19 protein-coding genes are annotated in these 25,268 nt (G+C 67.9%); 9 read left to right on the top strand and 10 right to left on the bottom strand.

All coding sequences use genetic code 11. The features are described from left to right. Positions 1-60: 60 nt before the first annotated feature. The 4 genes from prsT to AC6H42_RS03835 all read right to left on the bottom strand — a co-directional run bounded on the left by prsT (position 61) and on the right by AC6H42_RS03835 (position 7,669). The gene (gene prsT / locus AC6H42_RS03850; RefSeq protein ID WP_497547453.1) at positions 61-2,841 is read right to left on the bottom strand and encodes an XrtA/PEP-CTERM system TPR-repeat protein PrsT; all 2,781 of its coding nucleotides are present in this window, start codon (positions 2,839-2,841) and stop codon (positions 61-63) included. 117 nt (positions 2,842-2,958) lie between these two features. Continuing rightward, positions 2,959-4,812 (bottom strand): asparagine synthetase B family protein, encoded by a 1,854-nt coding sequence (locus AC6H42_RS03845; protein WP_497547452.1) that lies wholly within the window; start codon positions 4,810-4,812, stop codon positions 2,959-2,961. Continuing rightward, entirely contained in the window at positions 4,809-6,086 is a 1,278-nt protein-coding gene (locus tag AC6H42_RS03840) for a pyridoxal-dependent decarboxylase, exosortase A system-associated (RefSeq protein ID WP_497547451.1), read from the bottom strand. Before AC6H42_RS03840 ends, AC6H42_RS03845 begins: the two co-directional genes overlap by 4 nt. After that, positions 6,083-7,669, bottom strand: a complete 1,587-nt coding sequence (locus tag AC6H42_RS03835) for an acyl-CoA ligase (AMP-forming), exosortase A system-associated (RefSeq protein WP_497547450.1) — start codon at positions 7,667-7,669, stop codon at positions 6,083-6,085. Before AC6H42_RS03835 ends, AC6H42_RS03840 begins: the two co-directional genes overlap by 4 nt. A 239-nt stretch (positions 7,670-7,908) precedes the next feature. Between AC6H42_RS03835 and AC6H42_RS03830 the strand changes: the two genes are divergently transcribed. The 9 genes from AC6H42_RS03830 (at position 7,909) to AC6H42_RS03790 (ending at position 16,855) form a co-directional block, all read left to right on the top strand. Beyond that, positions 7,909-9,219: a putative O-glycosylation ligase, exosortase A system-associated gene (locus AC6H42_RS03830; protein WP_057158510.1), complete on the top strand. Its 1,311-nt coding sequence runs from the start codon at positions 7,909-7,911 to the stop codon at positions 9,217-9,219. Positions 9,220-9,222: 3 nt separating this feature from the next. Continuing rightward, a complete protein-coding gene (locus AC6H42_RS03825; RefSeq protein ID WP_057158511.1) occupies positions 9,223-10,209 on the top strand; it encodes a polysaccharide deacetylase family protein in 987 nt (328 codons plus the stop codon). 88 nt (positions 10,210-10,297) lie between these two features. After that, the gene (locus AC6H42_RS03820) at positions 10,298-11,560 is read left to right on the top strand and encodes an aminotransferase class I/II-fold pyridoxal phosphate-dependent enzyme (protein WP_082552226.1); all 1,263 of its coding nucleotides are present in this window, start codon (positions 10,298-10,300) and stop codon (positions 11,558-11,560) included. Beyond that, on the top strand, positions 11,557-12,642 hold the full coding sequence (locus AC6H42_RS03815; protein ID WP_057158512.1) for a GNAT family N-acetyltransferase: 1,086 nt from the start codon (positions 11,557-11,559) through the stop codon (positions 12,640-12,642). Before AC6H42_RS03820 ends, AC6H42_RS03815 begins: the two co-directional genes overlap by 4 nt. Before the next feature lie 3 nt (positions 12,643-12,645). Then, on the top strand, positions 12,646-12,894 hold the full coding sequence (locus AC6H42_RS03810; RefSeq protein ID WP_057158513.1) for an acyl carrier protein: 249 nt from the start codon (positions 12,646-12,648) through the stop codon (positions 12,892-12,894). An 8-nt stretch (positions 12,895-12,902) separates the two neighbouring features. Beyond that, the gene (locus AC6H42_RS03805) at positions 12,903-13,817 is read left to right on the top strand and encodes a hydrolase 2, exosortase A system-associated (protein ID WP_497547449.1); all 915 of its coding nucleotides are present in this window, start codon (positions 12,903-12,905) and stop codon (positions 13,815-13,817) included. Further along, positions 13,807-14,718: a hydrolase 1, exosortase A system-associated gene (locus tag AC6H42_RS03800; RefSeq protein ID WP_057158514.1), complete on the top strand. Its 912-nt coding sequence runs from the start codon at positions 13,807-13,809 to the stop codon at positions 14,716-14,718. The genes AC6H42_RS03805 and AC6H42_RS03800 overlap by 11 nt, the downstream gene beginning before the upstream one ends. After that, a complete protein-coding gene (locus tag AC6H42_RS03795; protein WP_229418380.1) occupies positions 14,712-15,974 on the top strand; it encodes a glycosyltransferase in 1,263 nt (420 codons plus the stop codon). The genes AC6H42_RS03800 and AC6H42_RS03795 overlap by 7 nt, the downstream gene beginning before the upstream one ends. Before the next feature lie 11 nt (positions 15,975-15,985). Beyond that, positions 15,986-16,855: a tetratricopeptide repeat protein gene (locus tag AC6H42_RS03790; RefSeq protein ID WP_497547448.1), complete on the top strand. Its 870-nt coding sequence runs from the start codon at positions 15,986-15,988 to the stop codon at positions 16,853-16,855. On the opposite strand, the gene AC6H42_RS03785 is transcribed toward AC6H42_RS03790, so the two are convergent. The 6 genes from AC6H42_RS03785 to AC6H42_RS03760 all read right to left on the bottom strand — a co-directional run. Then, complete coding sequence (locus AC6H42_RS03785) at positions 16,852-18,171, bottom strand: VanZ family protein (protein ID WP_497547447.1); 1,320 nt, start codon at positions 18,169-18,171, stop codon at positions 16,852-16,854. The genes AC6H42_RS03790 and AC6H42_RS03785 overlap by 4 nt on opposite strands. Positions 18,172-18,179: 8 nt before the next feature. Next, the gene (prsR, locus tag AC6H42_RS03780; protein WP_057158517.1) at positions 18,180-19,535 is read right to left on the bottom strand and encodes a PEP-CTERM-box response regulator transcription factor; all 1,356 of its coding nucleotides are present in this window, start codon (positions 19,533-19,535) and stop codon (positions 18,180-18,182) included. 40 nt (positions 19,536-19,575) lie between these two features. Further along, on the bottom strand, positions 19,576-21,663 hold the full coding sequence (prsK, locus tag AC6H42_RS03775; protein ID WP_057158518.1) for an XrtA/PEP-CTERM system histidine kinase PrsK: 2,088 nt from the start codon (positions 21,661-21,663) through the stop codon (positions 19,576-19,578). Positions 21,664-21,676: 13 nt separating this feature from the next. Continuing rightward, complete coding sequence (locus tag AC6H42_RS03770) at positions 21,677-23,080, bottom strand: TIGR03013 family XrtA/PEP-CTERM system glycosyltransferase (RefSeq protein WP_057158519.1); 1,404 nt, start codon at positions 23,078-23,080, stop codon at positions 21,677-21,679. A gap of 83 nt (positions 23,081-23,163) precedes the next feature. Then, the gene (locus tag AC6H42_RS03765) at positions 23,164-24,213 is read right to left on the bottom strand and encodes an SDR family oxidoreductase (RefSeq protein ID WP_497547446.1); all 1,050 of its coding nucleotides are present in this window, start codon (positions 24,211-24,213) and stop codon (positions 23,164-23,166) included. Continuing rightward, positions 24,210-25,268 (bottom strand): nucleotide sugar dehydrogenase (locus AC6H42_RS03760; protein WP_497547445.1); only part of this gene is annotated, 1,059 nt, incomplete at its 5' end. The genes AC6H42_RS03765 and AC6H42_RS03760, both read right to left, overlap by 4 nt.

Here is a 25,268-nt window from a genome sequence, read left to right as displayed (position 1 = left end):
AACCGTGCGCGCGGGCGCAAGCCGCTGTGCATGCGGCTTGCGGACCCGGAGGGGGGCGGATCAGAGCTGTTTCAGCAGGGCCCGCGCTTCGTCCGCCTGCGGGAATGTCTTGCCTGTAGCCAACAGCTGTTCCAGTTCCTTGCGTGCGCCTGCCTTGTCGCCCGACTTGCTCAGCGCGGCCGCGTAGTGATAGCGGATCTCGCCGTTGCCGGCTGCGGCAGCGGCCGCTTTTTGCAGCAGCGGCAGGCCGCGCGCGACATCGCCCTGCTCGACCAGGATCCAGCCCAGCGTGTCCATGATGGCCGGATGGCCGGGCACCAGCTTGTCCGCCTGCTCGGCCGCAGCCAGCGCGCGCTTGTCCTTGACCTGCGCATACGCCTGCGCCAGGTTATTGTGGGCCACCGCGTTCTTCGGATTACTCTTCAGGATAGCTTCGAATTGCTCGATTGCAATCGGGTACTGCTTGGTGACCAGGCTGGTTTCAGCCTGGTACATGGCCACCGCCGGATCGTTCGGATTGTCCTTGCGCCAGCGCGCCACGACCTGCTCGGACTCCTTGACCTTGCCGCTGGCGCGGTAGGCGTCGGCCAGCTTGATGGCAAAGCCGGGCGCCTTGCCCAGCGCCAAGGCTTTCTCATACAGCGGCGGCGCCAGCGCCACCTTGCCCTGCGCGGCCAGGATGTCGCCTTCCATGGCGTAGCCGGCCGGCAATTTTGCATGCTGCTTCTGCACCAGGCGCGCCACCGCCAGCGCGGCATCGTGCTTGTTCTGGCGCACCAGCATGCCGGCCTGCATGACGTGCGCCTGGATCAGGTCGGGTTGCAGCTGCAGTGCCTTTTTCAAGTCATCGGCGGCGGCGGCCTCGTTCTTCAACTCCATGTGCACTTCGGCCAGGCGCAGCTGCACGCCCGGCGACTTCGGCAGCAGGCCGGCCAGCTTGCTGTACGACTCCAGCGCGCCGTTGACGTCCTTGGTGGCCAGTTGGCTCTGCGCCACCAGTTCGAGCACGTCGGTATTGGACGGATAGGTCGGCTGCAGCTTGCGCGCCAGGGTCAGCGCCTGCGCGGCCTTGCCGCTGCGCAGGTAATGCACGCCCAGACGGAGCGCCGGCTGCACCGCGTCCGGATGCTCGGCGCTGGCTTTTTCCAGCCAGCTGGTGACTTCGGCCTGCTGGCCCTGGGACGCTGCCAGCCCGGCCAGCGCGGTCATCGCGTCCAGGTTTTTCTTGTCCTTCTCCACCAGCGCCAGCAGGCGCTGCTTGGCCGCTTCCGGTTTTTTCTCGTACATGTCCAGTTGCACCAGCGCGGCCACGGCCGGGAAGAAGCCGGCTTGCTGCGTCAGCGCCTTTTCGAAGCTGGCGCGCGCGCCGGCGGCGTCGGCCTTGCCGAGCAGGGCCACCCCGGTCAGCTGCGACACTTCCGGGTTGTTCGGCTGGCTCTTGGCCAGCTGGGTGGCCGCCGCCAGCGCCTTGTCGAAATTGCGCAGGCCGATCTCGGCGCGGATCAGCGCGATGCCGGACTGCAGCGACTTGGTGTCCAGCGCGGCGGCCGCTTCCAGGTCGCTGATGCCTTGCGCCTGGTCGCCCTTGCCCAGCTTGCTCAAGCCCAGCGAGGTGCGCAACGAGGCCGTCTTCGGTTCCAGCGCGCTGGCTTTCTCGAAGTACTCGGTGGCCTTGTTGAAATCGCGCGCTTGCATATAGGACTCGCCGGCCAGGGCCAGCAGCTGCACGTCCGGCGTTTCGGTACTCTTCAGCGCGGGCGCCAGCACCGCCAGCGCATCCGGTGTCTGGCCGCCGCGCAGCAAGGTGGTGGCCAGCATCTTGCGGGCGTACAGGTTGTCCGGGTTTTTCTCCAGGTATTTGCGCAAGTGCTGCTCGGCCTGCTGCATGGAACCCAGGTTCAGGTTGACCGCGCCGGCCAGCAGGATGCTGGGCATGTGCTCGGGCGCCGCGCGCAGCACTTTCTGCAGCGACTCCAGGGCCGCCGCGTTCTTGCCCTGGGTAAAGTCCAGCAAGGCCTGGGTGTAAGTCACCATCATGCTGTTGGGGGTGGTCTTCTTGGCCGCCGCCAGGTCGGCCTGGGCCAGTTCGTACTTGCCGGAAGAGATTTCCAGGTAGGCTTTCTCGATGTGGGCCGAGCGGTGCGCCGGATTGGCCACCAGCACCTGTGAATACGCTTCCAGCGCCTGCTCGGGCTTGTTCTGGGCGCGCAGCAGGTCGGCCTTGAACAGCAGCGCCTCGTCGTTCTTGGGCGCCGCCGCGACCGCCTTCTCGGCATACGCCATGGCGGCGGCCGGGTCGCGCGCCAGGAACGCCACGCGGCCCAAGCCTACCAGCGCGGGCGCGAAGGCGGGCTGGCCTTGCAGCACCGATTCGAACACGGCCTTGGCCTCGTCGCGCTTGCCCAGCGCCAGCATGGCGTCGGCGCGCACGCTCAGCAGTTCGGCGCCGCCGGCCTTGGCTGCCGCCTCGGTTTCATCCAGCGCTTCCTTGAACTTGCCCTGCATCAGCAGCGCGCGCGCCAGCACCGGCATGGTTTGCGCTTCCGGGTACTTCAGGCCGATGGCCTTGCGGACTTCCTTCTCAGCGGCCAGCACGTCGCCGCCATCCAGCGACAGCCTGGCGAGCAGGTAGCGGGCCTCGCCGTCGTCCGGACTGGCCGCCAGCGCGTTCTTCAGCTGGATCATGGCGGCGGTGTTGTCGCCCTTCTGCTGGAATTGCTTGGCCTGCGCCACCAGCGTGGCCGCCGACTCCTCTTTCTTGCAGCCGCTCAACCCGGCGGTCAGGACACAAGCTCCGGTAATCACGGCGGCTGCCGTCAGTTTGTTCAGGCGATGCGACATATATTTCCTCTTGGTAACGGACGACAGGGCGGCCTATGGCCTCCCGTCATGTTGGCATGTTCACAGTTGTGTAGCAATAGCAATAACTCGTCCAGCAACAAATCGTGCCGGCGGAGCCTAGGCCGTCGTGCCGGGACGCTGGCGGAACCACTGCTCCAGCATCATCAGCACCCACACCATGGTGCCGTGGTAGCCGGCGTGCTCGGCCAGGTGCTGGTCCATCAGCTTGCCGATGAAGTCCGCGCGCACGATGCCGCGCCGCTTCAGGTCGCTCAAGCTGTCGGCCGCCAGCGCCTGCAGCTGCGGCGTCTGCTGCAGCCAGACGCCGAACGGCAGGCCGAAGCCGTGCTTTTGCTTGGTGATGATCTCGTTGGGCAGGAAGTCGCGCAGCGCTTCCTTGAAGAAATAGCGCAGCTGGGTGCCGTTCAGCTTCTGCTGCGGCGTCAGGCCGGCCGAGAAGGCCACCATCTGCTCGCTCAGGAAGGGGAACGCCACCTCCATGCCGGCCAGCTCGCACGCCTTCATCACTTTGGGCAGGTCGTTGTCGGCCAGGGTCACCTTCAGGTCCAGCGCCAGCATGCGGTTAATCAGGCTGGGGGCGTCGCTCAGGCCGTAGGTGGCGTTCAGGCCGGCCAGCGGCTGGCCGACGTCGGCGCCGGCCAGGAACTCGTCGGTGAAGACCTGGGTCGGGCCGTAGCGGCCCAGCAGGTTGTAGGTTTCCAGGCGCGCCGGCATCGGCACCGAGGCTTGCTCGATATAGCTGCGCGCCTTGCGCAACAGCTTGACGTGCTCGCCGCCCGGGAAGTTGAACACGGCCGGCTCCAGCAGCGCCTTGCGCAGCAGCGAGGGCACGCGCTCGTACAGCGCGAACACGTGCTGCTTGGAATAGCGCTCATTGCCGCCGAACAGCTCGTCGCCGCCGTCGCCGCCGAACATGCGCGCCACGCCGTCGGCGCGCGCCATGCGGGCGCAGTAGAAGGCCGGCACCGCCGAAGCGTTGCCGAAGGGCTGGTCGAACACTTGCGCCATCTGCGGGATGGCGTCGGCCACGTCGGCCGGGGTCACATAGTATTCATGGTGCTCGGTGCCGAAATGGCGCGAGGCAATGCGCGCGTATTCCATCTCGTCGTAGCCCTGGGCCTCGAAGCCGATCGAATAGGTCTTGGCCGGCTTGCCGCCCACCTCGCACAGGATGCCTGCCAGGGTCGAGCTGTCGGTGCCGCCGGACAGGAAGGCGCCCACCGGCTGGGTGCCGCAGGCGTCGCGCACGCTGCTGCGCAGCACGTCGCGGAACTGCTCCTTGAGTTCGCCGAACGGGCGGTTGCCGTTTTCCTGGAACTGCATGCGCCAGTAGGTCTGCTGCTCGACGCGGCCCTGGCGGTAGCGCAGATAGGTGCCCGGCAACAGGCGCTGCTGGTTCTGGTACACGGTGCCGGGCGCCGGCACCATGTGGAAGTACACGTAGTTGTACAGGCCCTGCGGATCCAGCTTGGCGGGCGTTTGCGGGTGGCGCACCAGGCTGTCGGCCGATGAGCCGAACACCAGCGTTTCGCCGGCCAGCTGCCAGGCCAGCGGATGCGTGCCCATGCGGTCGATGGCCAGCAGCGCCTCGCCGGCGCGCTCGTCCAGCACGGCCAGCGCGAAGGCACCCACCAGGCCGTTGCACAGCGCTTCGGCGCCCTGCTTCCACAAGGCCAGCAAGGCCGCGCCCATGCCTTCGGCCACGGCCTGCTCGCGGCGCGCGGCGTCGCGCAGCTGCACGTCGCCCCACAGCGCGAGCGAGACGCCGTCGCGCTGCAGGCTGTGGGCGCAGTCCACGCCCGCCGCCACCGCCAGCGCGCTGGCATTGCCCGCCAGGGCGTGCACGGCGCTGCCGTCGAAACGCGCCAGCGGCGCCGCCATCGCCTCGATCAGGGCGCGGTTTTCCGCCGCGCCGTGACCATGGCCCATCCAACCGCAAATACCGCTCATACACTGTCTCCAACTGGTTCGTCACTGAGCACATCGCTGCCGACGAGCACTTCCACCGCGCCGGGATGGCTGAGGAAGGCGCCGGGGCTGGCCGTCAGGCCATAGGCGCCGGACTGGAACACCACGGCCAGGTCGCCGGGGCCGGCTTGCGCCAGCTCCATCTGGTCGGCCAGCAAGTCCAGTGGCGTGCACAACGGCCCCACCACGGACGCCGTTTCGCGCTCCCCGCCGCGCACCTTGTTGCCGATCACGACGGGATAGTTCTTGCGGATCACCTGGCCGAAGTTGCCCGAGGCCGACAGGTGGTGGTGCAGGCCGCCATCGGTCACCAGGTAGACCTGGCCGCGCGAGAGCTTGCGCTCGATTACCTTGCTGACGTAGACGCCGGCCTCGCCCACCAGATAGCGTCCCAGCTCGATGACGATGTGGGCCTCCGGCAGCGCGCGCTTGACGTCGGGCAGCAGCCGCTTCAGGTTCTCGCCCACCGCCGCCAGGTCCAGCCTGCCCTCGCCGGGGAAATAGGGAATGCCGAAGCCGCCGCCGATGTTGAGCATGCGCAGCGGACGCGGCGCGTGTGCGGCCAGGCGCAGCGCCAGCGCGAAGGTTTTCTCGTGCGCTTCCTGCAGCGCTTCGGCCTTCAGGTTCTGCGAACCGCTGAAGATGTGGAAGCCGTGGAAGTCCAGCGCCAGCTGGCCCAGGCGCGCCAGCAGCGCCGGCACCTGCTCGGCGTCCACCCCGAACTGCTTGGGGCCGCCGCCCATCTTCATGCCGGACGATTTCAGCTCGAAGTCCGGGTTGACGCGCACCGCCACTTGCGGCCGCACGCCCAGCCGTTCGCCGATGGCGGCGATACGCTCCATCTCGCCGGCCGATTCCATGTTCAGCACGATGCCGGCCGCCACCGCGCAGGCCAGCTCGGCGTCGCTCTTGCCGGGGCCGGCGAAGCTGATGTTGCGTGGCGCCATGGTGGTGTCCAGCGCCACCCGCAGCTCGCCGCCGGAGGCCACGTCGATGCCATCCACCAGGCCGGCCATGTGCTGCACCACGGCCGGCATGGGATTGGCCTTCATGGCGTAATGCAGCTCGATTTCCGGCGGCAAATGGCGCCGCAGCTCGGCCACGCGGGCCGTCATGGCGACGCGGTCGTAAGCGTAGAACGGGGTCTGGCCGACGCGCGCGGCCAGCAGGGTCAGCGGCACGCCGCCTATCTGCAGGCAGTCGTCGACGATGGGAAATTGCACCAGGGGCGCATGCTGCGGGCGCACTGCGCTCATTGGGAGTTCTCCGTAAAACAGTGTTCGTATTGCAGGCTGAGCAGCTTGCGGTCTATCTTGCCGTTCGGATTGCGCGGCAAGCTGGCCTCGGCCATGATGATGCGCTGCGGCAGCATATAGGCCGGCAGGTGCGGCTTGCAGGCGGCCAGCAGCTCGGCGGCCGTCAGCTCCTGGCCCGGCTTGCACAGCGCCACCACCACGATGGCCTGGCCCAGCGCGGGGTGCGACACGCCCAGCGCGGCCGCCTCGGACACCTGCTCGCGGGCATAGATGACTTCTTCCACCTCGCTCGGGCTGACCCGGTAGCCGGAGGTCTTGATCATCTCGTCGTTGCGGCTGATGAAGTACAAATAGCCTTCCTCGTCCTTGCGCACGGTGTCGCCCGACCACACCGCCATTTCCGCCAGCACGATGCCGGGTTCGGCGCGGTAGGGCTTGAAGCGCTCCGCGGTCTTGGCCGGATCGTTCCAGTAACCCAGCGACACCAGCGCGCCGCGGTGCACCAGCTCGCCCGGCTCGTGCGGATCGCACTCGCTGCCGTCCGGGCGCAGCACCATCACTTCCGCGTTCGGGATGGCCTTGCCCATGGAATCGGGGCGCAGGTCGACCTGGTCCGGCGGCAGGTAGGTGGAACGGAAGGCCTCGGTCAGGCCGTACATCAGGAAGGGCTTGGCGTTCGGCAGCGCGCGGCGCAGCGCGTCCAGCGTGGGACGCTGCATGGCGCCGCCGGAATTGGTCAGGTAGCGCAAGGTGCAGTCGGCCGGCCAGTCCAGGCCGGCAATCTGTATCCACAGCGGCGGCACGGCCGCCAGGCCGGTGATGCGCTCGGCCGCCACGGCTTTCAGGATGTCGCGCGGCAGCAGGTGGTTGATCAGCACGGCGGTGGCGCCGACCCGGAACGCGGTGCTCAGCTGGCTCAGGCCGTAGTCGAAGGACAGCGGCAGCACCGCCAGCAGGCGGTCGGCGGCCGTGTTTTCCAGGTAGGTGGAGACGCTGACGGCGCCGGCCACCATGTTGCGGTGCGACAAAACAACACCTTTCGGCTTGCCGGTGCTGCCCGAGGTGTACAGAATGGCCGCCATGTCGGTGTCGATGGCGCGGTGCGGCTGCATGCCTGGGGGCGCCGCGGTGGCACTGTCCCAGCCCAGCACGGACACGCCGGCCACTTCCGGCAAGTCGAGCCCGTTGGGGTTGACGGCGAACACCATGCGCAGGTCCGGGCACAGCGCCAGGCTGGAGGCCAGCAGGCGCAGGCGGTCGGCCGAGGTCACCAAGATCCGCACATTGCAGTCGGCCATGATGTAAGCCACCTGTTCCGGCTTGAGCAGCGGGTTGACCGGCACGAACACCCCGCCGGCGGCCGCCGCGCCGAACATGGCGGCCACGTTCTCCACGTTCTTTTCCATATAGACGGCGACGCGCTCGCCCCGTCCCAGGCCGGCGCCCAGCAGCGCGTCGGCCGCGCCGCGCACGGCCAGCGCCAGCGCCGCGTAGTCGAGCCGGCGCTGGCCGTACACCAGGGCCTCGGCGGCCGGCGTGCGCGCCGCGCTGGCGAAGATGAATTCGTGGATCAGGTCGCTCATGATTCTCAACAATATGTTTGAATTAACAATGTGACACAATGCAGCATGGTACGCGTGGCCCTCCGCCCTGTCTATCGCCGGGTCTGCAACAAACCTGCGCCGAACGATGGCAAAAAGCTTGCCTTAACGGATTAAAATAGCCGAGGCCGGGTTATACTACGGCGATATATAAATGGAAACAAGCAATTGCAGTATTACAACAGTATTTGCTTGATAAAGCCACCCCTACAGGATGCTGCATGAGAGATATCGTCATCACGCTGATTGTGTTCGCTTCATTGCCCTACACTTTCAAGAAACCCTACATCGGGGCGCTGATGTGGATCTGGATCAGCGTCATGAATCCGCACCGCCTCAGCTGGGGCTTTGCCTACGATTTCCCGTTCGCCGCCATCATCGCCGCCACCACCATGCTGGCCCTGCTGGTCGCACCCGGTCCCAAGCGGCCGCCGTCCTCGCCGGCGGTGCCGGTGCTGGTGGCGTTTACCATCTGGATGTGCATCAGCACCATTTTCGCCATCAACCCCGGCGAATCGTTCGTCATGCTGCAGCGCGTGTTCAAGATCATGCTGATGAACCTGGTGGTGATGATGTTGATCCGCAACAAGGAGCAGCTGCACCTGATGCTGTGGACCCTGGCCGGCTCGCTGGCGTACTACGGCGTCAAGGGCGGCGTGTTCACCATTGCCACCGGCGGCAGCTTCCGGGTCTGGGGCCCGGAAGGCAGCTTTATCTACGGCAACAACGAAGTGGCGCTGGCCTTCGTGGTGATTATCCCCATCCTGTATTACCTGCACTTGGTTTCGGTCAAGAAGTGGCTGAAATACGGGCTGCTGGGGGCGATCGGCCTGTGCGCGCTGGCCTCGCTGGGCTCGTATTCGCGCGGCGCGCTGCTGGCCCTGGTCGGCATGTGCGGCTTCCTGTGGCTGAAAAGCCCGAAAAAGGCCGCGCTGGGCACCGGCATGGCGCTGATGCTGCCGCTGCTGATCCTGTTCATGCCGGCCCAGTGGACCGAGCGCATGGACACCATCGACAATTACCAGGAGGACGGTTCGGCCATGGGCCGCATCAACGCCTGGCAAATGGCCACCAACCTGGCCATCGACCGTCCGCTGACCGGCGGCGGCTTTGAAATCTACGACGCCTACGTGTTCGGACGCTACGCGCCGGTGCCGAACGACATCCACGCCGCCCACAGCATTTATTTCCAATGCCTGGGCGAGCACGGCTTCATTGGACTGGGACTGTACCTGGCGCTAATCGTCATCTGCTGGCGGCGGGCCAAGTGGATCATCCGCCAGACCGCCAAGCGCGACGACCTGAAATGGGCCGCCCAGCTGGCCGGCATGATACAAGTCAGCATGATCGGTTTCGGCGTCGGCGGCGCCTTCCTCAGCCTGCTGTACTTCGACGTGCCCTACTATCTGATGGGCGCCCTGCTGGTGACCGGCCAGATCGTGCAGGACGCCCTGCAGCAGCCCGCGCCGGCCACCGCCGGCGGCAGCGGGCCCCATGCCATCGCGGCACAACCCACGGTAAAGCAGGCCTGATCCATGAGTGTAAGCACCAAGCTGGCCGCGCTGGCGCGCCGTTCCCTGTTGCGCCTGGGCGCGCTCGGCCGCGCCCGCCGCAGCCTGAGCATCCTGATCTACCACCGCGTCCTGCCGCAGACCGACCCGCTGTTTCCGGACGAGGTCGACGCGGCCCGCTTCGACCAGCAAATGGCCTGGCTCAAGCAGGGCTTCCGCGTAATGCCGCTGGCCGAGGCCGCGCAGCGGCTGCGCGACGGCACGCTGCCGCCGCGCGCAGCCTGCGTCACCTTCGACGACGGCTACGCCGACAACGCCGAGATCGCGCTGCCCATCCTGCAGCGCCACGGCCTGGCCGCCACCTTCTTTGTCGCCACCGGCTTCCTGAACGGCGGGCGCATGTGGAACGACACCGTCATCGAGCTGGTGCGCCGCGCGCCCGGACCGCGCCTGGAACTGGCAGCGCTGGGCTATGGCAGCCACGCCATCGGCAGCGACGCCGAACGCACGGCCGCCATCCACGCCCTGCTGGGCCAGCTGAAATACCTGGAGCCGGCGGCGCGCCTGGCGGCGGTCGAGCAGCTGCGCGGCCACCTCGGCCTGGCGCTGCCGGACGACCTGATGATGAACACCGAGCAGTTGCGCCGGCTGCACGCGGCCGGCATGGAGATCGGCGCGCACACGGTGCACCACCCCATCCTGGCCAGCATGGACGAGCACGGCGCGCGGCAGGAGATCGCGCGCGGCAAGGCGGCGCTGGAAGACATGACCGGCGCTCCGGTGCGCCTGTTCGCCTACCCCAACGGCAAGCCGGGACGCGACTACCACGCCGCCCATGTGGCGCTGGCGCGCGAGCTGGGCTTCGAGGCGGCCGTGTGCACCTCGTGGGGCGCGGCCGGGCCGGATGCCGACCTGTACCAGCTGCCGCGCTTCACGCCCTGGGACCGCAAGCCGCTGGGCTTCACCTTGCGCCTGCTGCACAATCTGTACCGCCCGGGGCAGACAGTGTGATTGTGCGAAATTGTTGCAACAGTTATACTATCTGATGTATTAATTGAAACAAGCCGAAACGCCCCGCAACTACCGGAGAAACACGGAGATGGCCCCCCTCGCAGACCGCGCCCCGCAGCAATCCACGGCCAGCCCTGCCGCGCCGCCGGCCGGCCATCCGCCGGTGTTGCCGAACTACCCGCGCGCGCACGTCCCCACCAAGCCGGTGCTCTCGCGCGACTCGTTCCGCCGTGCCGGCGGGCACGCGCCGTCGATCCTGGACACGCGCGAGGCGCTGCTGGTCACCAGCGGCCGCGTCGCCATCGCGCTGGCGCTGCGCCAGATGGGCGTGGGCCCCGGCGACCGCGTGCTGATGCCGTCCTATCACTGCGCCTCGATGATAGAACCGGTGGTATGGCTGGGCGCCACGCCGGTGTTCTACCGCATCCACGGCGACACCCAGGTCAACCTGGAGGACGTGGCTGCCAAGCTGGCCGGCGCCAAAGTGATGTTGGCCACCAATTATTTCGGTTTCCCGCAGAACCTGTCGGCGCTGCGCGCCTTCTGCGACCAGCACCAGCTGATGCTGCTGGAAGACTGCGCCCACTGCTTCCTCGGCGAGCATCAGGGCCGGCCGGTGGGCTCCTTCGGCGACTACGCCATCGCCAGCACCATGAAATTCTTCCCCATTTACGAGGGCGGCTGCCTGGTGTCGGCGCGCCATTCGCTGGCGCCGGTGCGGCTGCAGGCGGGCGGCTTCAAGTTCGAGGCCAAGATGGCAGTCAACGCGCTCGAGGACGGCTTTGAATACCGGCGCCTGGGCACGGTGCGGCGCCTGCTGGCGCTGCCGCTGGGCCTGAAGAATTTCCTGCTGGGCCAGCTCAAGCGGCACAGCCACGGCGCGCCGGCCGCCATGGCGCCGCGCTCGTCCGAAGGCGGCTTCGGCTTCGACCCGGCCTGGCTGCACAAGCGCGGCTCGCTATTCTCGCGCCTGATGCTGCGCCTGGTCTCGCGCGGCCGCATGGGCGAACTGCGCCGCAGCAACTACCTGCGCCTGCAAAGCGCGCTGGCCGGCCTGCCCGGCTGCCGCCCGCTGCACGCGGTGCTGCCGGAACGGGTCTACCCTTGGGTGTTCCCGCTGTACGTGGACCTGCCCGGGCCGGTATTCGATTCGCTCAAGAAGGACGGCGTGCCCATAGTGCGCTTCGCCGAATACCTGTGGCAGGGAGTGGACGCCACGGTCTGCAGCAACAGCGTGGAGTTGTCGCGCCACGTGCTGCAGTTTCCCTGCCATCAAGAACTACAGGAACAGGAACTGGACTGGATGATAGACAAGATCAAGACCGCCATGCTGGCGGCGCGCGCGCCATGAGCTGGACCCTGCTGCCGGCCAGCGAGTTCGCCGCCCACGCCGCGCGCTGGCACGCGCTGAACCAGGCCAGCGTCAATTCGCCGCTGCTGGAGCCGGCTTTCGTGCAGCCGCTGCTCACCGAGTTCGGCGACGGCGGCGAGTGGCTGGCCGCGTGCGAGCGGGATGGGCGCACGGTCGCCATGGCGCTGCTGAAGAAAACCCAGCAAGGCGCCTGGCAAACCTTCCAGCCCTCGCAGCAGCCGCTGGGCATGTGGCTGCACCTGCCGGGCCAGGCGCTGCCGGAGCTGATGGACTCGCTGCTGCGCGCCCTGCCCGGCATGCCCCTGGTGCTGGGCCTGACCCAGTTCGACTCCTGGCTGCACCCGCGCCCGGCCGACGGCGGCCAGCTGCGCACCGCCGACTACATCAGCACGGCGCGCATCACCATCGCCGGCACCTTCGACGAATACTGGGCCGCGCGCGGCAAGAACCTGCGCGCCAACCTGAAAAAGCAGCGCGCCAGGCTGGCCAAGGAAGGCATCGTGGCGCGCATGGACGTGCTGCGTGCGCCGGCCGACATGGCCCAGGCCGTGGCCGACTACGGCGTGCTGGAAAGCGCCGGCTGGAAGGCCGAGCTCGGCACGGCAATCCACCCGGACAACGCCCAGGGCCGCTTCTACCGCAGCATGCTGGAGAATTTCGCCCAGCGCGGCGAAGCCAGCGTGTACCGCTACTGGTTCGACGACCGCCTGGTGGCGATGAATTTGTGCATCGAGGGCGGCGGCGCCAAGATCGTGCTGAAAACCACCTATGACGAAAGCCTGAGCAGCCACTATTCGCCGGCCTTCCTGATGCGCGAAGACACCTGCCACCAGTTGTTCGAAGACCGCCTGTTCGAGCGCCTGGAGTTCTACGGCAAGGTGATGGAGTGGCACCTGCGGTGGACTGACGAGGTGCGCAGCATGTACCATATCACCCACTACCGGTGGCCGGCCCTGAAAAGCCTGCACACCCTGGTCAAGAACCTCAAGGGCGGACGCGCGCCGGCGCAGCCCGCTGCACAGCCCGTCCCCGCCCGCCATACCGAACCATCCACGGAGTAAGCAATGTATCTGCAAGAAGTGAAGAATATCCTGGCCGACGTGCTCAGCCTGGGCGCCGCCGCCGACACGCTCACCGCGCAATCGCCGCTGCTGGGCGCCATTCCCGAACTCGATTCGATGGCCGTGGTCCAGCTGATCGCCGCCATGGAAGACCAGTTCGGCTTCAGCGTGGACGACGACGAGATCGACGCCGCCACCTTCGCCAGCGTCGGCAGCCTGACCGCCTTTGTCGAGCACAAACTGACCGCCTGAACTGAACAATGAGCCTGTTTTCCCCTGCCGCGCACGCCCAGCCCTTCTTCCTGAAGGCCGCTGCGGGGGAGCGCTACTGCCTGTTCCATCCTGCCGTCGGCGCCTGCCGCGGCGGCCTGGTGTATGTCCCGCCGTTCGGCGAGGAAATGAATAAATCGCGCCGCATGGCCGCGCTGCAAGCGCGCGCGCTGGCCGCGCAGGGCATTGCCGTGCTGCAGATCGACCTGTACGGCACCGGCGAGAGCAGCGGCGACTTCGCCGACGCGCGCTGGGAACTGTGGCTGGCCGACGTGGCGCTGGGCTGCCAGTGGCTGGCGGCCCGCCTCGGCCGCCCGGTAGGGCTGTGGGGCTTGCGCCTGGGCGCGCTGCTGGCGCTCGACTATGCGCGCGCGCAGCAGGCGCTGGGCGCGCCGGCCCCGCAGCGCATGCTGCTGTGGCAGCCGGTGCACAGCGGCAGTTCCTATTTGACCCAGTTCCTGCGCCTGCGCATGGCCAGCGACATGCTGGGCACGGACGGCAGCCAGAAGACCGGCACCGCCGCGCTGCGCGAACAGCTGCGCGAGGGCCAGGCGCTGGAAGTGGCCGGCTACGAACTGGCGCCGGAGCTGGCCGACGCGCTGGACGCGCTGGAGCTGGCGAAGATCGCGCCGCCGCCGTGCCCGCTGCACTGGCTGGACGTGGTGGCGGCTGAAGGCCGGCCGCTGACGGCGGCATCGGCCAAGCTGGTGACCGCCTGGCAACAGCAAGGCGCCGAGCTGGACGCGCAAGCGGTGGCCGGCCCGCAGTTCTGGGGCACGCAGGAAATCGCCACCTGCCCGGCGCTGCTGGAGGCCAGCAGCGCGATCTTCAGCGATGGCGCGCACCGCGCCGGCATCGACAGCAGCGGCAACGGCGGCAACAGCGAGGCCATCCATGCAGTTTGAAGAACGCGCCCTGAGTTTCGACTGCGGCGGCGACTGCCTGTTCGGCGTCGCCAGCGTGCCGGCCCGGCCGGCCGAACGCGGCGTGGTGGTGGTGGTCGGCGGCCCGCAGTACCGGGGCGGCAGCCACCGCCAGTTCACCCTGCTGGCGCGCCACCTGGCCGCGCAGGGCATCGCTGTGCTGCGCTTCGACTACCGCGGCATGGGCGACGCCGAAGGCGAGCAGCGCGACTTCGAAATGGTGGGCGAGGACTTGCGCTGCGCCATCGACCGCTTCCAGGCCAGCGTGCCGGCGGTGCGCGAAGTGGTGCTGTGGGGCCTGTGCGACGGCGCCTCGGCCGCGCTGTTTTACGCCGCGCACGACGCGCGCGTGCAGGGCGTGGTGCTGCTCAACCCCTGGGTGCGCACCGAGGGCGGACTGGCCAAGGCCACGCTGAAACACTACTACCGCGACCGGCTGCTGCAGCCGGCACTGTGGAAAAAGATCTTTACCGGGCAGTTCAACTACGGCGCCGCGCTGCGCTCGTTCACCGGCCTGCTGGGCGCCGCGTCCGGCAAGGCCGCGCCCGCGGAACCCACGGCGGCGCCGTCCGCCCCCGCGGCACCCAGCATCAGCGCCGCGCCGGTGCCGCGCATCGCCGACCCCGACCTGCCGCCGCTGCCCGGGCGCATGCACGACAGCCTGGCCGCGTTCCAGGGCAAGGTGCTGCTGATCCTCAGCGGCGCCGACCTGACGGCGCAGGAATTCCGCGACGCGGTGCAAGCTTCGCGGCCCTGGCAGCAGCTGCTGGCCGCGCCGCGCGTAACCCGATACGAATTGGCGCAAGCCGACCACACTTTCTCGCGCCGTGCCTGGCGCGACCAAGTAGCAGACTGGACCGGAGAATGGATGCGTTCATGGTAAACAAACGCGTGCTGATGATTGCCTACCACTACCCGCCGATGCGGGGCAGCAGCGGCATCCAGCGCACCCTGAAGTTTTCGCAATACCTGCCGCAGTCGGGCTGGGGGCCGGTGATGCTGTCGGCCCATCCGCGCGCCTACGCCAACCCGGGCGACGACCAGATGGGCGACATTCCCTCCAGTGTGCCGGTCACGCGCGCCTTCGCGCTCGACACCGCGCGCCACCTGGCGATCGGCGGACGCTACGCCGGCTTCATGGCGCTGCCGGACCGCTGGGCCAGCTGGTGCCTGGGCGCCATCCCGGCCGGCTGGCGGCTGATCCGCCGCCACCGTCCGGCCGTGATCTGGTCGACCTACCCGATCGCCAGCGCGCACCTGATCGGGCTGGTGCTGCGGCGCCTGACCGGCCTGCCCTGGGTGGCCGACCTGCGCGACCCGATGACCGACGTCAGCTATCCGTCCGACCCGCGCACGCGCCGCGTATTCCAGTGGATAGAACGCAAGACCATCGAGCACTGCACGGTGGCCGTGTGCACCACGCCGGGCGCCATCAAGACCTACGAGAACCGCTTCCCGGCCATCCCGCGCGACCGGTTCCGCCTGATCGAGAACGCCTACGACGAGGAGAACTTCGCCGACGCCGAGCGCGGCGGCGCGGCGGCCGCGCCGGGCGCGCACGGCGGCCCGCTGACCCTGGTGCACAGCGGCATCATCTACCCGTCCGAGCGCGACCCGGTGCCGCTGTTCCAGGCGCTGGCCGCGCTCAAGCAGCGCGGCGCCGTCAGCGGCGCCACCTTGCGCGTGGTGCTGCGCGCCACCGCGCACGACGACTACCTGGCGGGGCTGATCGCCGAGCACGGCATTGCCGACCTGGTGCAGCTGGCGCCGCACGTGCCCTACCGCACCGCGCTGGCAGAAATGCTGAGCGCGGACGGCCTGCTGATCCTGCAGGCCACCAACTGCAACCACCAGGTGCCGGCCAAGCTGTACGAATACCTGCGCGCGCGGCGCCCCATCCTGGCGCTGACCGACAGCGACGGCGACACCGCCGCCACCTTGCGCCAGGCCGGCGTCGACAGCATTGCCCCGCTGGACCAAAAAGATGCGATCATCGACGCGTTGCCGCGTTTTCTGGACCAGGTGCGCAACGGCACCGCGCCGCTGGCGTCGGCCGCCGTGATCGCCGCCCACTCGCGGCGCGCGCGCACCGAGCAGCTGGCGCAGCTGCTCGACCAGGTCGCCGCACACCACGCATGATGGAGATGGACATGAGCAAGCACACTTTGACGCACCACCGCCGCCCGCGCACCGCGCTGGCCGCCGCCCTGCTGGCCATGACGGCTGCAGCCAGCCTGGCCCTGCCCGCCCACGCGGCCCGCAAGGAGCCATACTGCGGCAACCTGGACAATGCCTACGGCCCCTATGACTACCGCAAGGGCGCCACCGAGTTTGCGTTCAACCTGCGGCTGGTGGAAAGTGCCCACTTCACAGTCGACGTGGAAAACGGCATCAAGGGCAAGAGCAGCACGCTGGCCGGTGACCTCGACTACACATTGCGCGCGTTCCCCAATCACGCGGTGGCGCTCAGCACGGTGATACGGGTTGCCACGCGAGACAAAAAATCGCTGTTTTTACCTCAAGGCAGCCGTCCGGTCGAATGCTATTTCGATCGCGCTGTGCGGTTCGCACCCGACGACCCTTCCACGCACACGCTGTACGGTAGCTACCTCCTGGCAGTTGGGCGTGATGCCGAGGCGCTACCCAAGTACCAGACCGCGGTGCAGCTGGACCCGGACAATCCCAGCACCAACTACAACCTGGGCCTGGTTTACTACAAGAACAAGGACATGGTGAACGCCAACAAGTACGCGCAGATCGCGTATGCGCTGGAGTTCCCGCTGCCGGGCCTGAAGAACCTGCTGGTGCAGGCCGGCAAATGGGACCCGTCGGCCGCGCCGGCGCCGGAGTCGCTGAAGAAAAAGGGCAAGGGCGAGGAAGCTGCAGCGGCCGAAGAGGGCAAGGCGCCGCCGGCGCCGGACGCAGGCAAGGCCGACGCGCCGGGCCAGGCGGCGCCGGCCACGCCGGCCGCCGCGCCAGCCACTCAGCCAGCCCCGGCAGCGCCGGCCAAGACCAACTAGGCTGGCGCCCCGGCGCCCGGCGGGTGCGCCAGCACCCATTCCTCCACCAGCCACGGCGCGGCCCAGCCCGCGCAAGCCAGCAACACTTGCGTGACATCGGCCGAACGGCCGGGCACGTACAGCTGCGCCCACTCCATGCCGAACATGGCTGCCGCCAGCGCCACGCCGCCGACGGCCGCGATCGCATGGTGGCGCGCGGGCGGCGCCACCTGCCGCGCCAGCCAGGCCATGCCCATGAAGGGCCACAGGAATTCCAGGATGTTGGTAAAGCCCTGCAGGCTGCGCATGTGGCCGCGGAACGGCACCCAGTTGAAGCCGCCGCCGCGCCAGTTGCCGTGCGCCGGCGTCAGTTCGCTGGCCACCAGGGCCAGCGCCAGCAGCGCGATCGCGGCGCAGGCGGCGGCCATCGCCTGCGCGCCTTGTTCCGCATGCGTGGCCAGGTCCGGCCGCGCCGGGCGCGGCCAGCGCAGCCAGCGCAGGGAGCGCGACCAACGGGCCCACTGCGCCGCCTGCGCCGGTCGGCGCACCAGCGCCAGCACCAATGCCAGCAGCGGCAGCGACAGCAGCGCCGCGGCCACCTCCTCCAGCCGCAGCGCGTGCCCCTCGATCAGGAACTGGCCCGCCAGCACCGCCAACAGCAAGGCGCCGTGCAGGCGCCACCAGGGCTTGCCCGGCTTGATCAGCGCCCGCAGCAGCAGGCCCAGCGCGGTGAAATTGCAGGCCAGCGAGAACAGCAGGGCGGCGCTGAGCGGCGCATACCCGCGCAGCTGGAAATACACGGGCAGCAGCGCCTGCTTCCAGCGCCCCAGGCCGAACACCGGCATCAGCGGACTGGTCTGCGAGAGCAGCCACAGCGCCACCACCACCAGGCCGGTATTGGCGATGGCGCCGCGCGCGAACCAGCCGTCGCGCCAGCCCTGCAGGCGCGCCCCGCTGTGGGTGTCGCGCCGCAGCAAGCCGGCCAGCAGCGCGCCGCACAGGGTGCCCAGCAGGTTCATGGCCACGTCGGCCGCCGACGACACCCGGGCGGGCAGCCACAGCTGCACGATCTCGGCGCCCACGCTGAACAAGGTGCCGGCCGCCACCGCCAGCGGCAGCGCGGTCCAGTAGCGGTGGCGGCGCTCCCACCACACCGCGAGCAGCAGGCCGAACGGCATGTAGACCAGCACGTTCTGCACCAGGTCGACCTTGCCCAGGTAGGCGTCGCCCGGGTGCAGCAGGAAAGCGAACAGCGGCTCGGTGCGGGCCGCCCACTGGAAGGGATACAGGCTGCCGTAGAACAGCAGGAAAGCGTAGACGACAACTGCCTGGCGCATGGCGCCGGTCAGGAGCCGGATTTGATGGCGTGCCGGCTCATCAGGTCATACAGGGTGGGCCGGCTCACGCCCAGCAGCTCGGAAGCCTTGACGATGTTGCCGTCCACCCGCGCCAGCACCTTGACGATGGCCTTGTACTCGGCCTCGTCGCGCACCTGGCGCAGGTTCAGCGGCTCTTCCGGCAGCAGCGCACCGGACAGGCCCAGGTCCTCGGCCACGATGTGCGGCCCGTCGGCCATGATGACGGCGCGCTTGATGCAGTTCTCCATCTCGCGCACATTGCCCGGCCACGGATACGCTTCGATCACGTTCATCGCTTCCTGGCTGAAATGCAGCGCGGGGCGCGACTCGGCCGCGCAGAACTTGTTCTTGAAGTGGTGCGCCAGCAGCGCAGCGTCGCCCACCCGGTTGCGCAGCGGCGGAATGGTGACCACGATTTCCGACAGGCGGTAGTACAAATCCTCGCGGAAGCGGCCGGCCGTGGCCAGCTCCTTCAGGTTCTGGTGCGTGGCGCAGACGATGCGCACGTCGACCGGGATTTCCTCGTGCCCGCCGATGCGCTCGATGACACGCTCCTGCAGGAAGCGCAGCAGCTTGGCCTGCAGCGCCATCGGCAAGTCGCCCACTTCGTCGAGGAAGAAGGTGCCGCCGTGCGCCAGCTCGACCTTGCCCTTGGTCTGCTTGGCCGCGCCGGTGAACGCGCCCTTCTCGTAGCCGAACAGCTCGGACTCCAGCAGGTTTTCCGGGATGGCCGCGCAGTTGATGGCCATGAAGCGCTCCTTGGAACGCGGGCTGAGCTGGTGCAGCGCGCGCGCCAGCACTTCCTTGCCGGTGCCGCTCTCGCCCAGCAGCATCACCGAGGCCGAGGTGGGCGCCACTTTTTCGATGCTGCGGCAAATCTTCTGCAAGCCGGCGTCGCGGCTGATCACGCCGGCCAGCGGCGAATCGGCCTGGGCCTGCTGCATGCGGCGGTTCTCGCGCTGCAGCGCGTGCAGGTAGAAGGCGCGCTGGATCACCAGGCCCAGCAGGTCGGGGTCGGCCGGCTTCTGGTGGAAGTCGTAGGCACCCAGGCCGATGGCGGCCACCGCGTGCGCGTGGTCCTGGTTGCCCGTGAGCACCACCACCTTGGTTTCCGGCGCCAGCGCCAGGATTTGCTGCAAGGTGGCCAGGCCCTCGGTGGCGCCGTCCGGGTCGGGCGGCAGGCCCAGGTCGGTGATCACCACTTCCGGCTCGTGGCGGCGCACTTGCGCCAGCGCCGCCTCGCGGTCGCCCGCCACCAGCACTTCATAGGCGTCAAAGCTCCAGCGCAGCTGCTTTTGCAGGCCGGGGTCGTCTTCGATGATCAACAGCTTCGATTTGCTCACAATATTCCTTTTGCCATCCGTTTTGATGCGTCCGCCGCCATCAGGCGGCGCGCTCTGCGGACATTGCATTGTACAGCGGCAGGGTGACCTGGAAGGTCGTGCCCTGCTGCGGGCGGCTGCTCACTTCCAGCGTGCCGCCCAGTTCATGGATGTACTCGCGGCTTTCAAACGCGCCTATGCCCATGCCGGCCGGCTTGGTCGACTCGAACGGCTTGTACAGCCGGTCGCGGATGAATTCCTCCGTCATGCCGGCGCCGCTGTCGCTGATTTCCACCAGCACGCTGTCGCCGCCGGCGCCGCTGCTGCTGCGCAGCGCGATGACGACCTGGCCGTCCAGCGGCGTGGCCTCGATCGCGTTCTGGATCAGGTGTCCCAGCACCCGTTCCAGGCGCTCCCAGTCGGCCAGCACGCGCAGTCCGGGGGTTTCCACCTTCAATTGCGGACGCGGTTCGAACGCTGCCTTCAAGGATACGGCTTGTTGCAACAGTTGGTCAATAAACAATGGCGCCGGACGGGCCGGCGCGTCGTTGCGGCTCAGTTTTTGCAGCATCAGCTTCATCTTCTGCACCGAATGGGTGACCGTGTCGAGCATGTCCTGCTGGAATTCGGGGTTGTTGCGGTGCTTGTGCGCGTTCGGGATCAGCAGCGACAGCTGGGCCACCAGGTTTTTCAGGTCGTGCACCACGAAGGTCGACATGCGGTTGAACGATTCGAACTGGCGCGCCACCATCAGCGCCATGGCCGCGTCCTGCTGGGCCAGGTAGCTGGCGGCCTGGCTGCAGGCGATCTTGAGCAAGTCGATCACTTCCCAGTTCAGCTGGATGGCGCTGCGCGGCAGCTGCAGCAGCATGAAGCCGGACAGGCGGCCCTGCATCACCAGCGGCAGCACCAGCCACACGCGCGGGAAGTTGCGCACCCAGTGCGGGATCACGATGTCGTCATACAGGCTGGGGCTGCGCTCGTATTCCTGCATGTCGATCACCCACTGTTTGCTTTCCAGGAACTGGCACAGCGCCGACTCGGCCGGCTCGGTCTCGCTCACCAGCGGCATATGCCATTGCGCCACCGGCTCGAACTGGCCCGACTCGCGCCGCAGCCACAGCGCGCCGCCCGGGCTTTCCACCAGCCCGGCCACGGCCTGGATGGCGCGCTCGGCCAGGTTGGGGCCGTCCGCCGACAGCATGCGGGTAAAGCCCATCCACTCTTCGCGGTAGTCGTAGTTATAGCTGTAGAAATGCTTGCTGATGAACACCTTCAGCCAGGCGCGGAAAGAACCGGAAAACAACACCCCGGCCAGCAGCACCGTGGCGCCGAACAGGAAGGCCACCTGCATCACCGAGCCCCAGCTGCCGCCAAAGAAACGCAGGTAGTAGCCGGCCGAGCTCATCACCAGCAGGTAGGCGGCCGAACCGGCCAGCGCGGCCGAGTGGAACAGCACCCGGCGCGACACCGACAGCTCGCTCGACCAGGCCTTGCTGCGCGAGACGGCCAGCGCGATCAGCGGCATGGTCAGCGCGTGCACGAAGCCGCGCGCGGCCCAGATGTCCGGGTTGAGCTGGCGGAACAGCATGCTGTCGCTGTACAGGTAGAAATCGTAGGCGTACATGCCGCCTATGCCGAGGCAGGCGTATTTCAGCGCCCAGCGCTCCTGCAGCGGCTTGTTGCGGTACAGCTGTTCGACCAGGATCATGCCCAGCACGGCCGCGCCGGCGCGCAGCATCACCAGCGGCAGCATGCCGCCCACGCTGGCCAGCAGCGCCGGCGCCCAGTTGGCCACCGCCTCGGCCGCCAGCAGCAGCGCGTAAAAGCCGGCCACCAGGCGCAGCAGGCGGTTGTGGCGCAGCGCTTGCCAGCCGGCCCCGCGCTGGAAAAAGCCCAGCAGCGCCAGCAGGAATACCGACCAGGCCCCGTTGCGGCAGATGTCGAGCGCGTCGTTCCAGTCGGACAGGCCCGGCGCGTAGGCCGCCTCCCAGGCATTCAGGCCGGCCCACAGCGCGGTGGCCAGCGCCGCCACGGCCAGCGCGGGCGCGTGCGCGCGGCCGCGCCACACGCTCAGCTGCAGCACGAACAGCAGCGCGAAGGCCAGCGCCGCCGCGCCGTAGCTGAAGACGGCGACGCTGCTCAGCATGCCGGCCCCGCCATCAGCGGCCGCTGCCGAACAACACCACCTTGAGGGTATCGATCAGCACCAGCAGGTCCAGGAACAGGCTGTTGTTCTTCACGTAGTACAGGTCGTACTGCAGCTTTTGCACCGCGTCCTCCACCGAGGCGCCGTAGCCGTAGCGCACCTGGGCCCAGCCGGTGATGCCCGGCTTGATGCTGTGGCGCACGTTGTAGTACGGGATGTCGGCGCACAGCTGCTCGACGAAGTAGGGCCGCTCCGGGCGCGGGCCGACAAAGCTCATCTCGCCCTTGAACACGTTCCACAGCTGCGGCAGTTCGTCGACGCGCAGCTTGCGGATGATGCCGCCCACGCGCGTCACGCGCGGGTCGTTCTGCGCCGCCCACTGCGGCTTGCCGCCTTTTTCCGCGTCCGTGCCCATGCTGCGGAACTTGAGCACCTTGAAGGTGCGCCCGCCCTTGCCGACCCGCTCCTGGCTGTAGATCAGCGCGCCGCCGTCCTCCAGCTTGATGCAGATGGCGGTAAACAGCATGACCGGCAGCGCCAGCAGCAGGATGATGATGGACACGATGATGTCGAAAGTGCGCTTCATGAAGGTGCGCATGAAGCTCTGGTCGAAGCCGCCGCCGAAGACCAGCCAGCTCGGCTGCAGCGACTCGACCCGGATCTGGCAGGTCTCGCGCTCGAAGAAGGTGGCCGCGTCGGTCACCTTGACGCCGAACAGCTTACATTCCAGCAACTCACGGATGGGGAAGGTGCCGCCGCGCCGGTTCTGCACCGACACCACGATTTCGCGCACATTGTATTTCTGCGCCAGCGCCACCAGCGACATGCCCGGCTCCATGGCCAGCACCGAATTGGCGGCCACCCGCGACTCCTCTTCCGGCATGGCCACGTAGCCGGCCACGTCGTACTTGTGGTAGCTGTTCGAGTGCAGCGCCAGGTCGCCGCACTCCTTGGCCAGCGCGCCGTTGCCGAGGAAAATGATGCGCGACTCGAGGAAGCGGAACTTGGAGCTGGTGAAGAAGATGGCGCGCACCACCAGGATGCCGCCGGCCGAGATGGCGAACACCAGCAGCAGGATGCCGCGCCCGAAATACAGGTCCGGCGCCACGTAGAACACCAGCGTCAAAATGCCGAAACCCATGGCGAACGACGGCACCAGCTGCAGGAAGAAGGGATTGCGCAAGCCTTCGCTGAAATTGAGCTGGTACATGCCCAGCGCGCTCATGGAGAACACGATGGCGGCGGTAAACACGCAGGCCGACAGCAGGAAATGGTCGAGCCGCGGCAGCAGGAAGTCGTCGCCGTCGAAGAAACGGATGGCGGAGCCGGCGTAGAAGGCGCCGATCAAAATCAGGATCTCCACGAACAGCAGGCTGAACGCGACCTTGGACACGTAGTGATTGGCAATTTTTAACATATTGTTTTCCTTCCCCAGTGCGTACTACTCGCGGCGACGGATGACGGGGCGGGCCGTACGCAGGCCTTACCGTTCTATAGTGTTTACCTGGCTGTCAGGCTGCCGACATACCAATCCATCGCCACGGCCAAGCCGTCCTCTATGCGGTGCGTGGGCGCAAACCCCAGCAGTTGCACCGCCTTGCCGATGTCCGCCTGCGAGTGGCGCACATCGCCGGCCCGGAAGCCGGCATACTGCGGCCGGTGCTGGTCAAGATGCGGGCAGCGTTCCCGCAGCAGGGCCACCATCATGCCGTACAGCTGATTCAAACTGGTGCGCTGGTTCAGCGCCACGTTGTAGACCTGGTTGGCCGCGCCCGGCGCGGTGGCGGTGGCGGCCAGCACATTGGCCTGCACCACATTGTCGATAAAGCAGAAATCGCGGCTGGTTTCGCCGTCGCCGTTGATGAACACCGGCTCGTTGCGGATCAGCGCCGCCACCCATTGCGGGATCACCGCGGCATAGGCGCCGTGCGGGTCCTGGCGCGGGCCGAACACGTTGAAATAGCGCAGGCCCACCGTCTCGGTGCCGTAACAGCGCGCGAACACGCCGGCGTACAGCTCGTTGACATACTTGGTGACCGCGTAAGGCGACAGCGGATTGCCGATGCGCTCTTCGATCTTGGGCAGGTCCGGATGGTCGCCGTAGGTGGAGCTGGAGGCGGCGTACACGAAGCGCCGCACCCCGGCGTCGCGCGCGGCGGCGATCATGTTGAGGAAACCGGTGATGTTGACGTCGTTGGTGGTCTGCGGATCGGCGATCGAGCGCGACACCGAACCGAGCGCGGCCTGGTGCAGCACGTAGTCGGCGCCCTCGCAGGCCTGCGCGCAGTCGGCCGGCACGCGGATGTCGCCGCGCAGGAAGCGGAACTGCCGCCAGGCCGCTTCGCCGACGGCGGCGCGCACCTGGTCCAGGTTGTGCTGGTGGCCGGTGGCAAAATTGTCCAGCCCGGTAACCCGCTGGCCCAGCTTGAGCAGCGCCTCGACCAGGTTGGAGCCGATGAAGCCGGCCGCGCCCGTCACCAGCCAGTGGCGCGGCTGCTCGCGCAGCTGCTGCTGCCGCTCCAGGTAGGCCGCCGGCGCCACGCTCATCATAGCCTCCACACCGCGTGGCCGGCCGCGCTGATCGGCGCCAGGTCGAAGGCCGACTTGACGTCGATAAAGCAGCCCAGCGGAGTCAGCCTGGCGCACAGCTCGCCGTGCGGAATGGCCAGCAGTTCGGCGTGCGGCACGGCGGCCACAATGGCGTCGGCGCGCGGCAGGTCGTCCCAGCGCTGCAGTTCGACGCCGTACTCATGCACCGCCTCGTCCGGTTCGGCCACCGGGTCGTGCACGTGCACTTCCACCCCGTAGCTCTTCAGTTCGGTGATGATGTCGGCCACTTTCGAGTTGCGCAGGTCGGGGCAGTTTTCCTTGAAGGTCAGGCCCAGCACGATCACGCGCGACCCCTTGACGTGGCAGCCGGCCGCGATCATGGTCTTGACCGTTTTTTCCGCCACGAACTTGGCCATGCCGTCGTTGATGCGGCGCCCGGCCAGGATCACCTGCGGGTGGTAGCCGACCATGTCGGCCTTGTGGGTCAGGTAATACGGGTCGACGCCGATGCAGTGGCCGCCCACCAGGCCCGGACGGAAGGGCAGGAAATTCCACTTGGTGCCGGCCGCCTGCAGCACTTCCAGCGTGTCGATGCCGATCTTGTCGAAGATCAGGGCCAGCTCGTTCATCAGGGCAATATTCAGGTCGCGCTGGGTGTTCTCGATCACCTTGGCGGCCTCGGCCACCTTGACGCTGGAGGCGCGGTAGACGCCGGCCGTGATCACCGATTCGTACAGCGCGGCCACCTCGTCCAGGGTGGCGGCGTCGTCGCCGGACACCACCTTCAGGATGGTGGTCAGGGTGTGCAGCTTGTCGCCCGGGTTGATGCGCTCGGGCGAGTAGCCGACATGGAAGTCCTGCTTCCACGTCAGGCCCGACTCGCGCTCCAGGATGGGCACGCACACTTCCTCGGTGGCGCCCGGGTACACGGTCGATTCGAACACCACGATGCTGCCCTTCTTCATGTGGCGCCCGACCGTGGCGCTGGCGCCGGCCAGCGGCGCGAAGTCGGGATTGTGGGCGGTGTCGACCGGGGTCGGCACGGCCACCACGAT

The sequence above is a fragment of the Massilia sp. NBRC 108631 genome (assembly GCF_059704565.1).
The sequence above is the reverse complement of the archived record's forward strand: the minus strand, read 5'-3'. Positions and strand labels throughout refer to the sequence as shown.

Bases quoted from the DNA above. Each gene is read 5' to 3' on its own strand.
- AC6H42_RS03785 (WP_497547447.1), bottom strand. From the start codon at position 18,171: ATGCGCCAGGCAGTTGTCGTCTACGCTTTCCTGCTGTTCTACGGCAGC.
- AC6H42_RS03845 (WP_497547452.1), bottom strand. From the start codon at position 4,812: ATGAGCGGTATTTGCGGTTGGATGGGCCATGGTCACGGCGCGGCGGAA.
- AC6H42_RS03790 (WP_497547448.1), top strand. From the start codon at position 15,986: ATGAGCAAGCACACTTTGACGCACCACCGCCGCCCGCGCACCGCGCTG.
- AC6H42_RS03835 (WP_497547450.1), bottom strand. From the start codon at position 7,669: ATGAGCGACCTGATCCACGAATTCATCTTCGCCAGCGCGGCGCGCACG.
- AC6H42_RS03765 (WP_497547446.1), bottom strand. From the start codon at position 24,213: ATGATGAGCGTGGCGCCGGCGGCCTACCTGGAGCGGCAGCAGCAGCTG.
- prsK (WP_057158518.1), bottom strand. From the start codon at position 21,663: ATGCTGAGCAGCGTCGCCGTCTTCAGCTACGGCGCGGCGGCGCTGGCC.
- AC6H42_RS03800 (WP_057158514.1), top strand. From the start codon at position 13,807: ATGCAGTTTGAAGAACGCGCCCTGAGTTTCGACTGCGGCGGCGACTGC.
- AC6H42_RS03830 (WP_057158510.1), top strand. From the start codon at position 7,909: ATGAGAGATATCGTCATCACGCTGATTGTGTTCGCTTCATTGCCCTAC.
- AC6H42_RS03805 (WP_497547449.1), top strand. From the start codon at position 12,903: ATGAGCCTGTTTTCCCCTGCCGCGCACGCCCAGCCCTTCTTCCTGAAG.
- AC6H42_RS03825 (WP_057158511.1), top strand. From the start codon at position 9,223: ATGAGTGTAAGCACCAAGCTGGCCGCGCTGGCGCGCCGTTCCCTGTTG.
- AC6H42_RS03810 (WP_057158513.1), top strand. From the start codon at position 12,646: ATGTATCTGCAAGAAGTGAAGAATATCCTGGCCGACGTGCTCAGCCTG.
- AC6H42_RS03840 (WP_497547451.1), bottom strand. From the start codon at position 6,086: ATGAGCGCAGTGCGCCCGCAGCATGCGCCCCTGGTGCAATTTCCCATC.
- AC6H42_RS03795 (WP_229418380.1), top strand. From the start codon at position 14,712: ATGGTAAACAAACGCGTGCTGATGATTGCCTACCACTACCCGCCGATG.
- prsT (WP_497547453.1), bottom strand. From the start codon at position 2,841: ATGTCGCATCGCCTGAACAAACTGACGGCAGCCGCCGTGATTACCGGA.
- AC6H42_RS03820 (WP_082552226.1), top strand. From the start codon at position 10,298: ATGGCCCCCCTCGCAGACCGCGCCCCGCAGCAATCCACGGCCAGCCCT.
- AC6H42_RS03815 (WP_057158512.1), top strand. From the start codon at position 11,557: ATGAGCTGGACCCTGCTGCCGGCCAGCGAGTTCGCCGCCCACGCCGCG.
- AC6H42_RS03770 (WP_057158519.1), bottom strand. From the start codon at position 23,080: ATGTTAAAAATTGCCAATCACTACGTGTCCAAGGTCGCGTTCAGCCTG.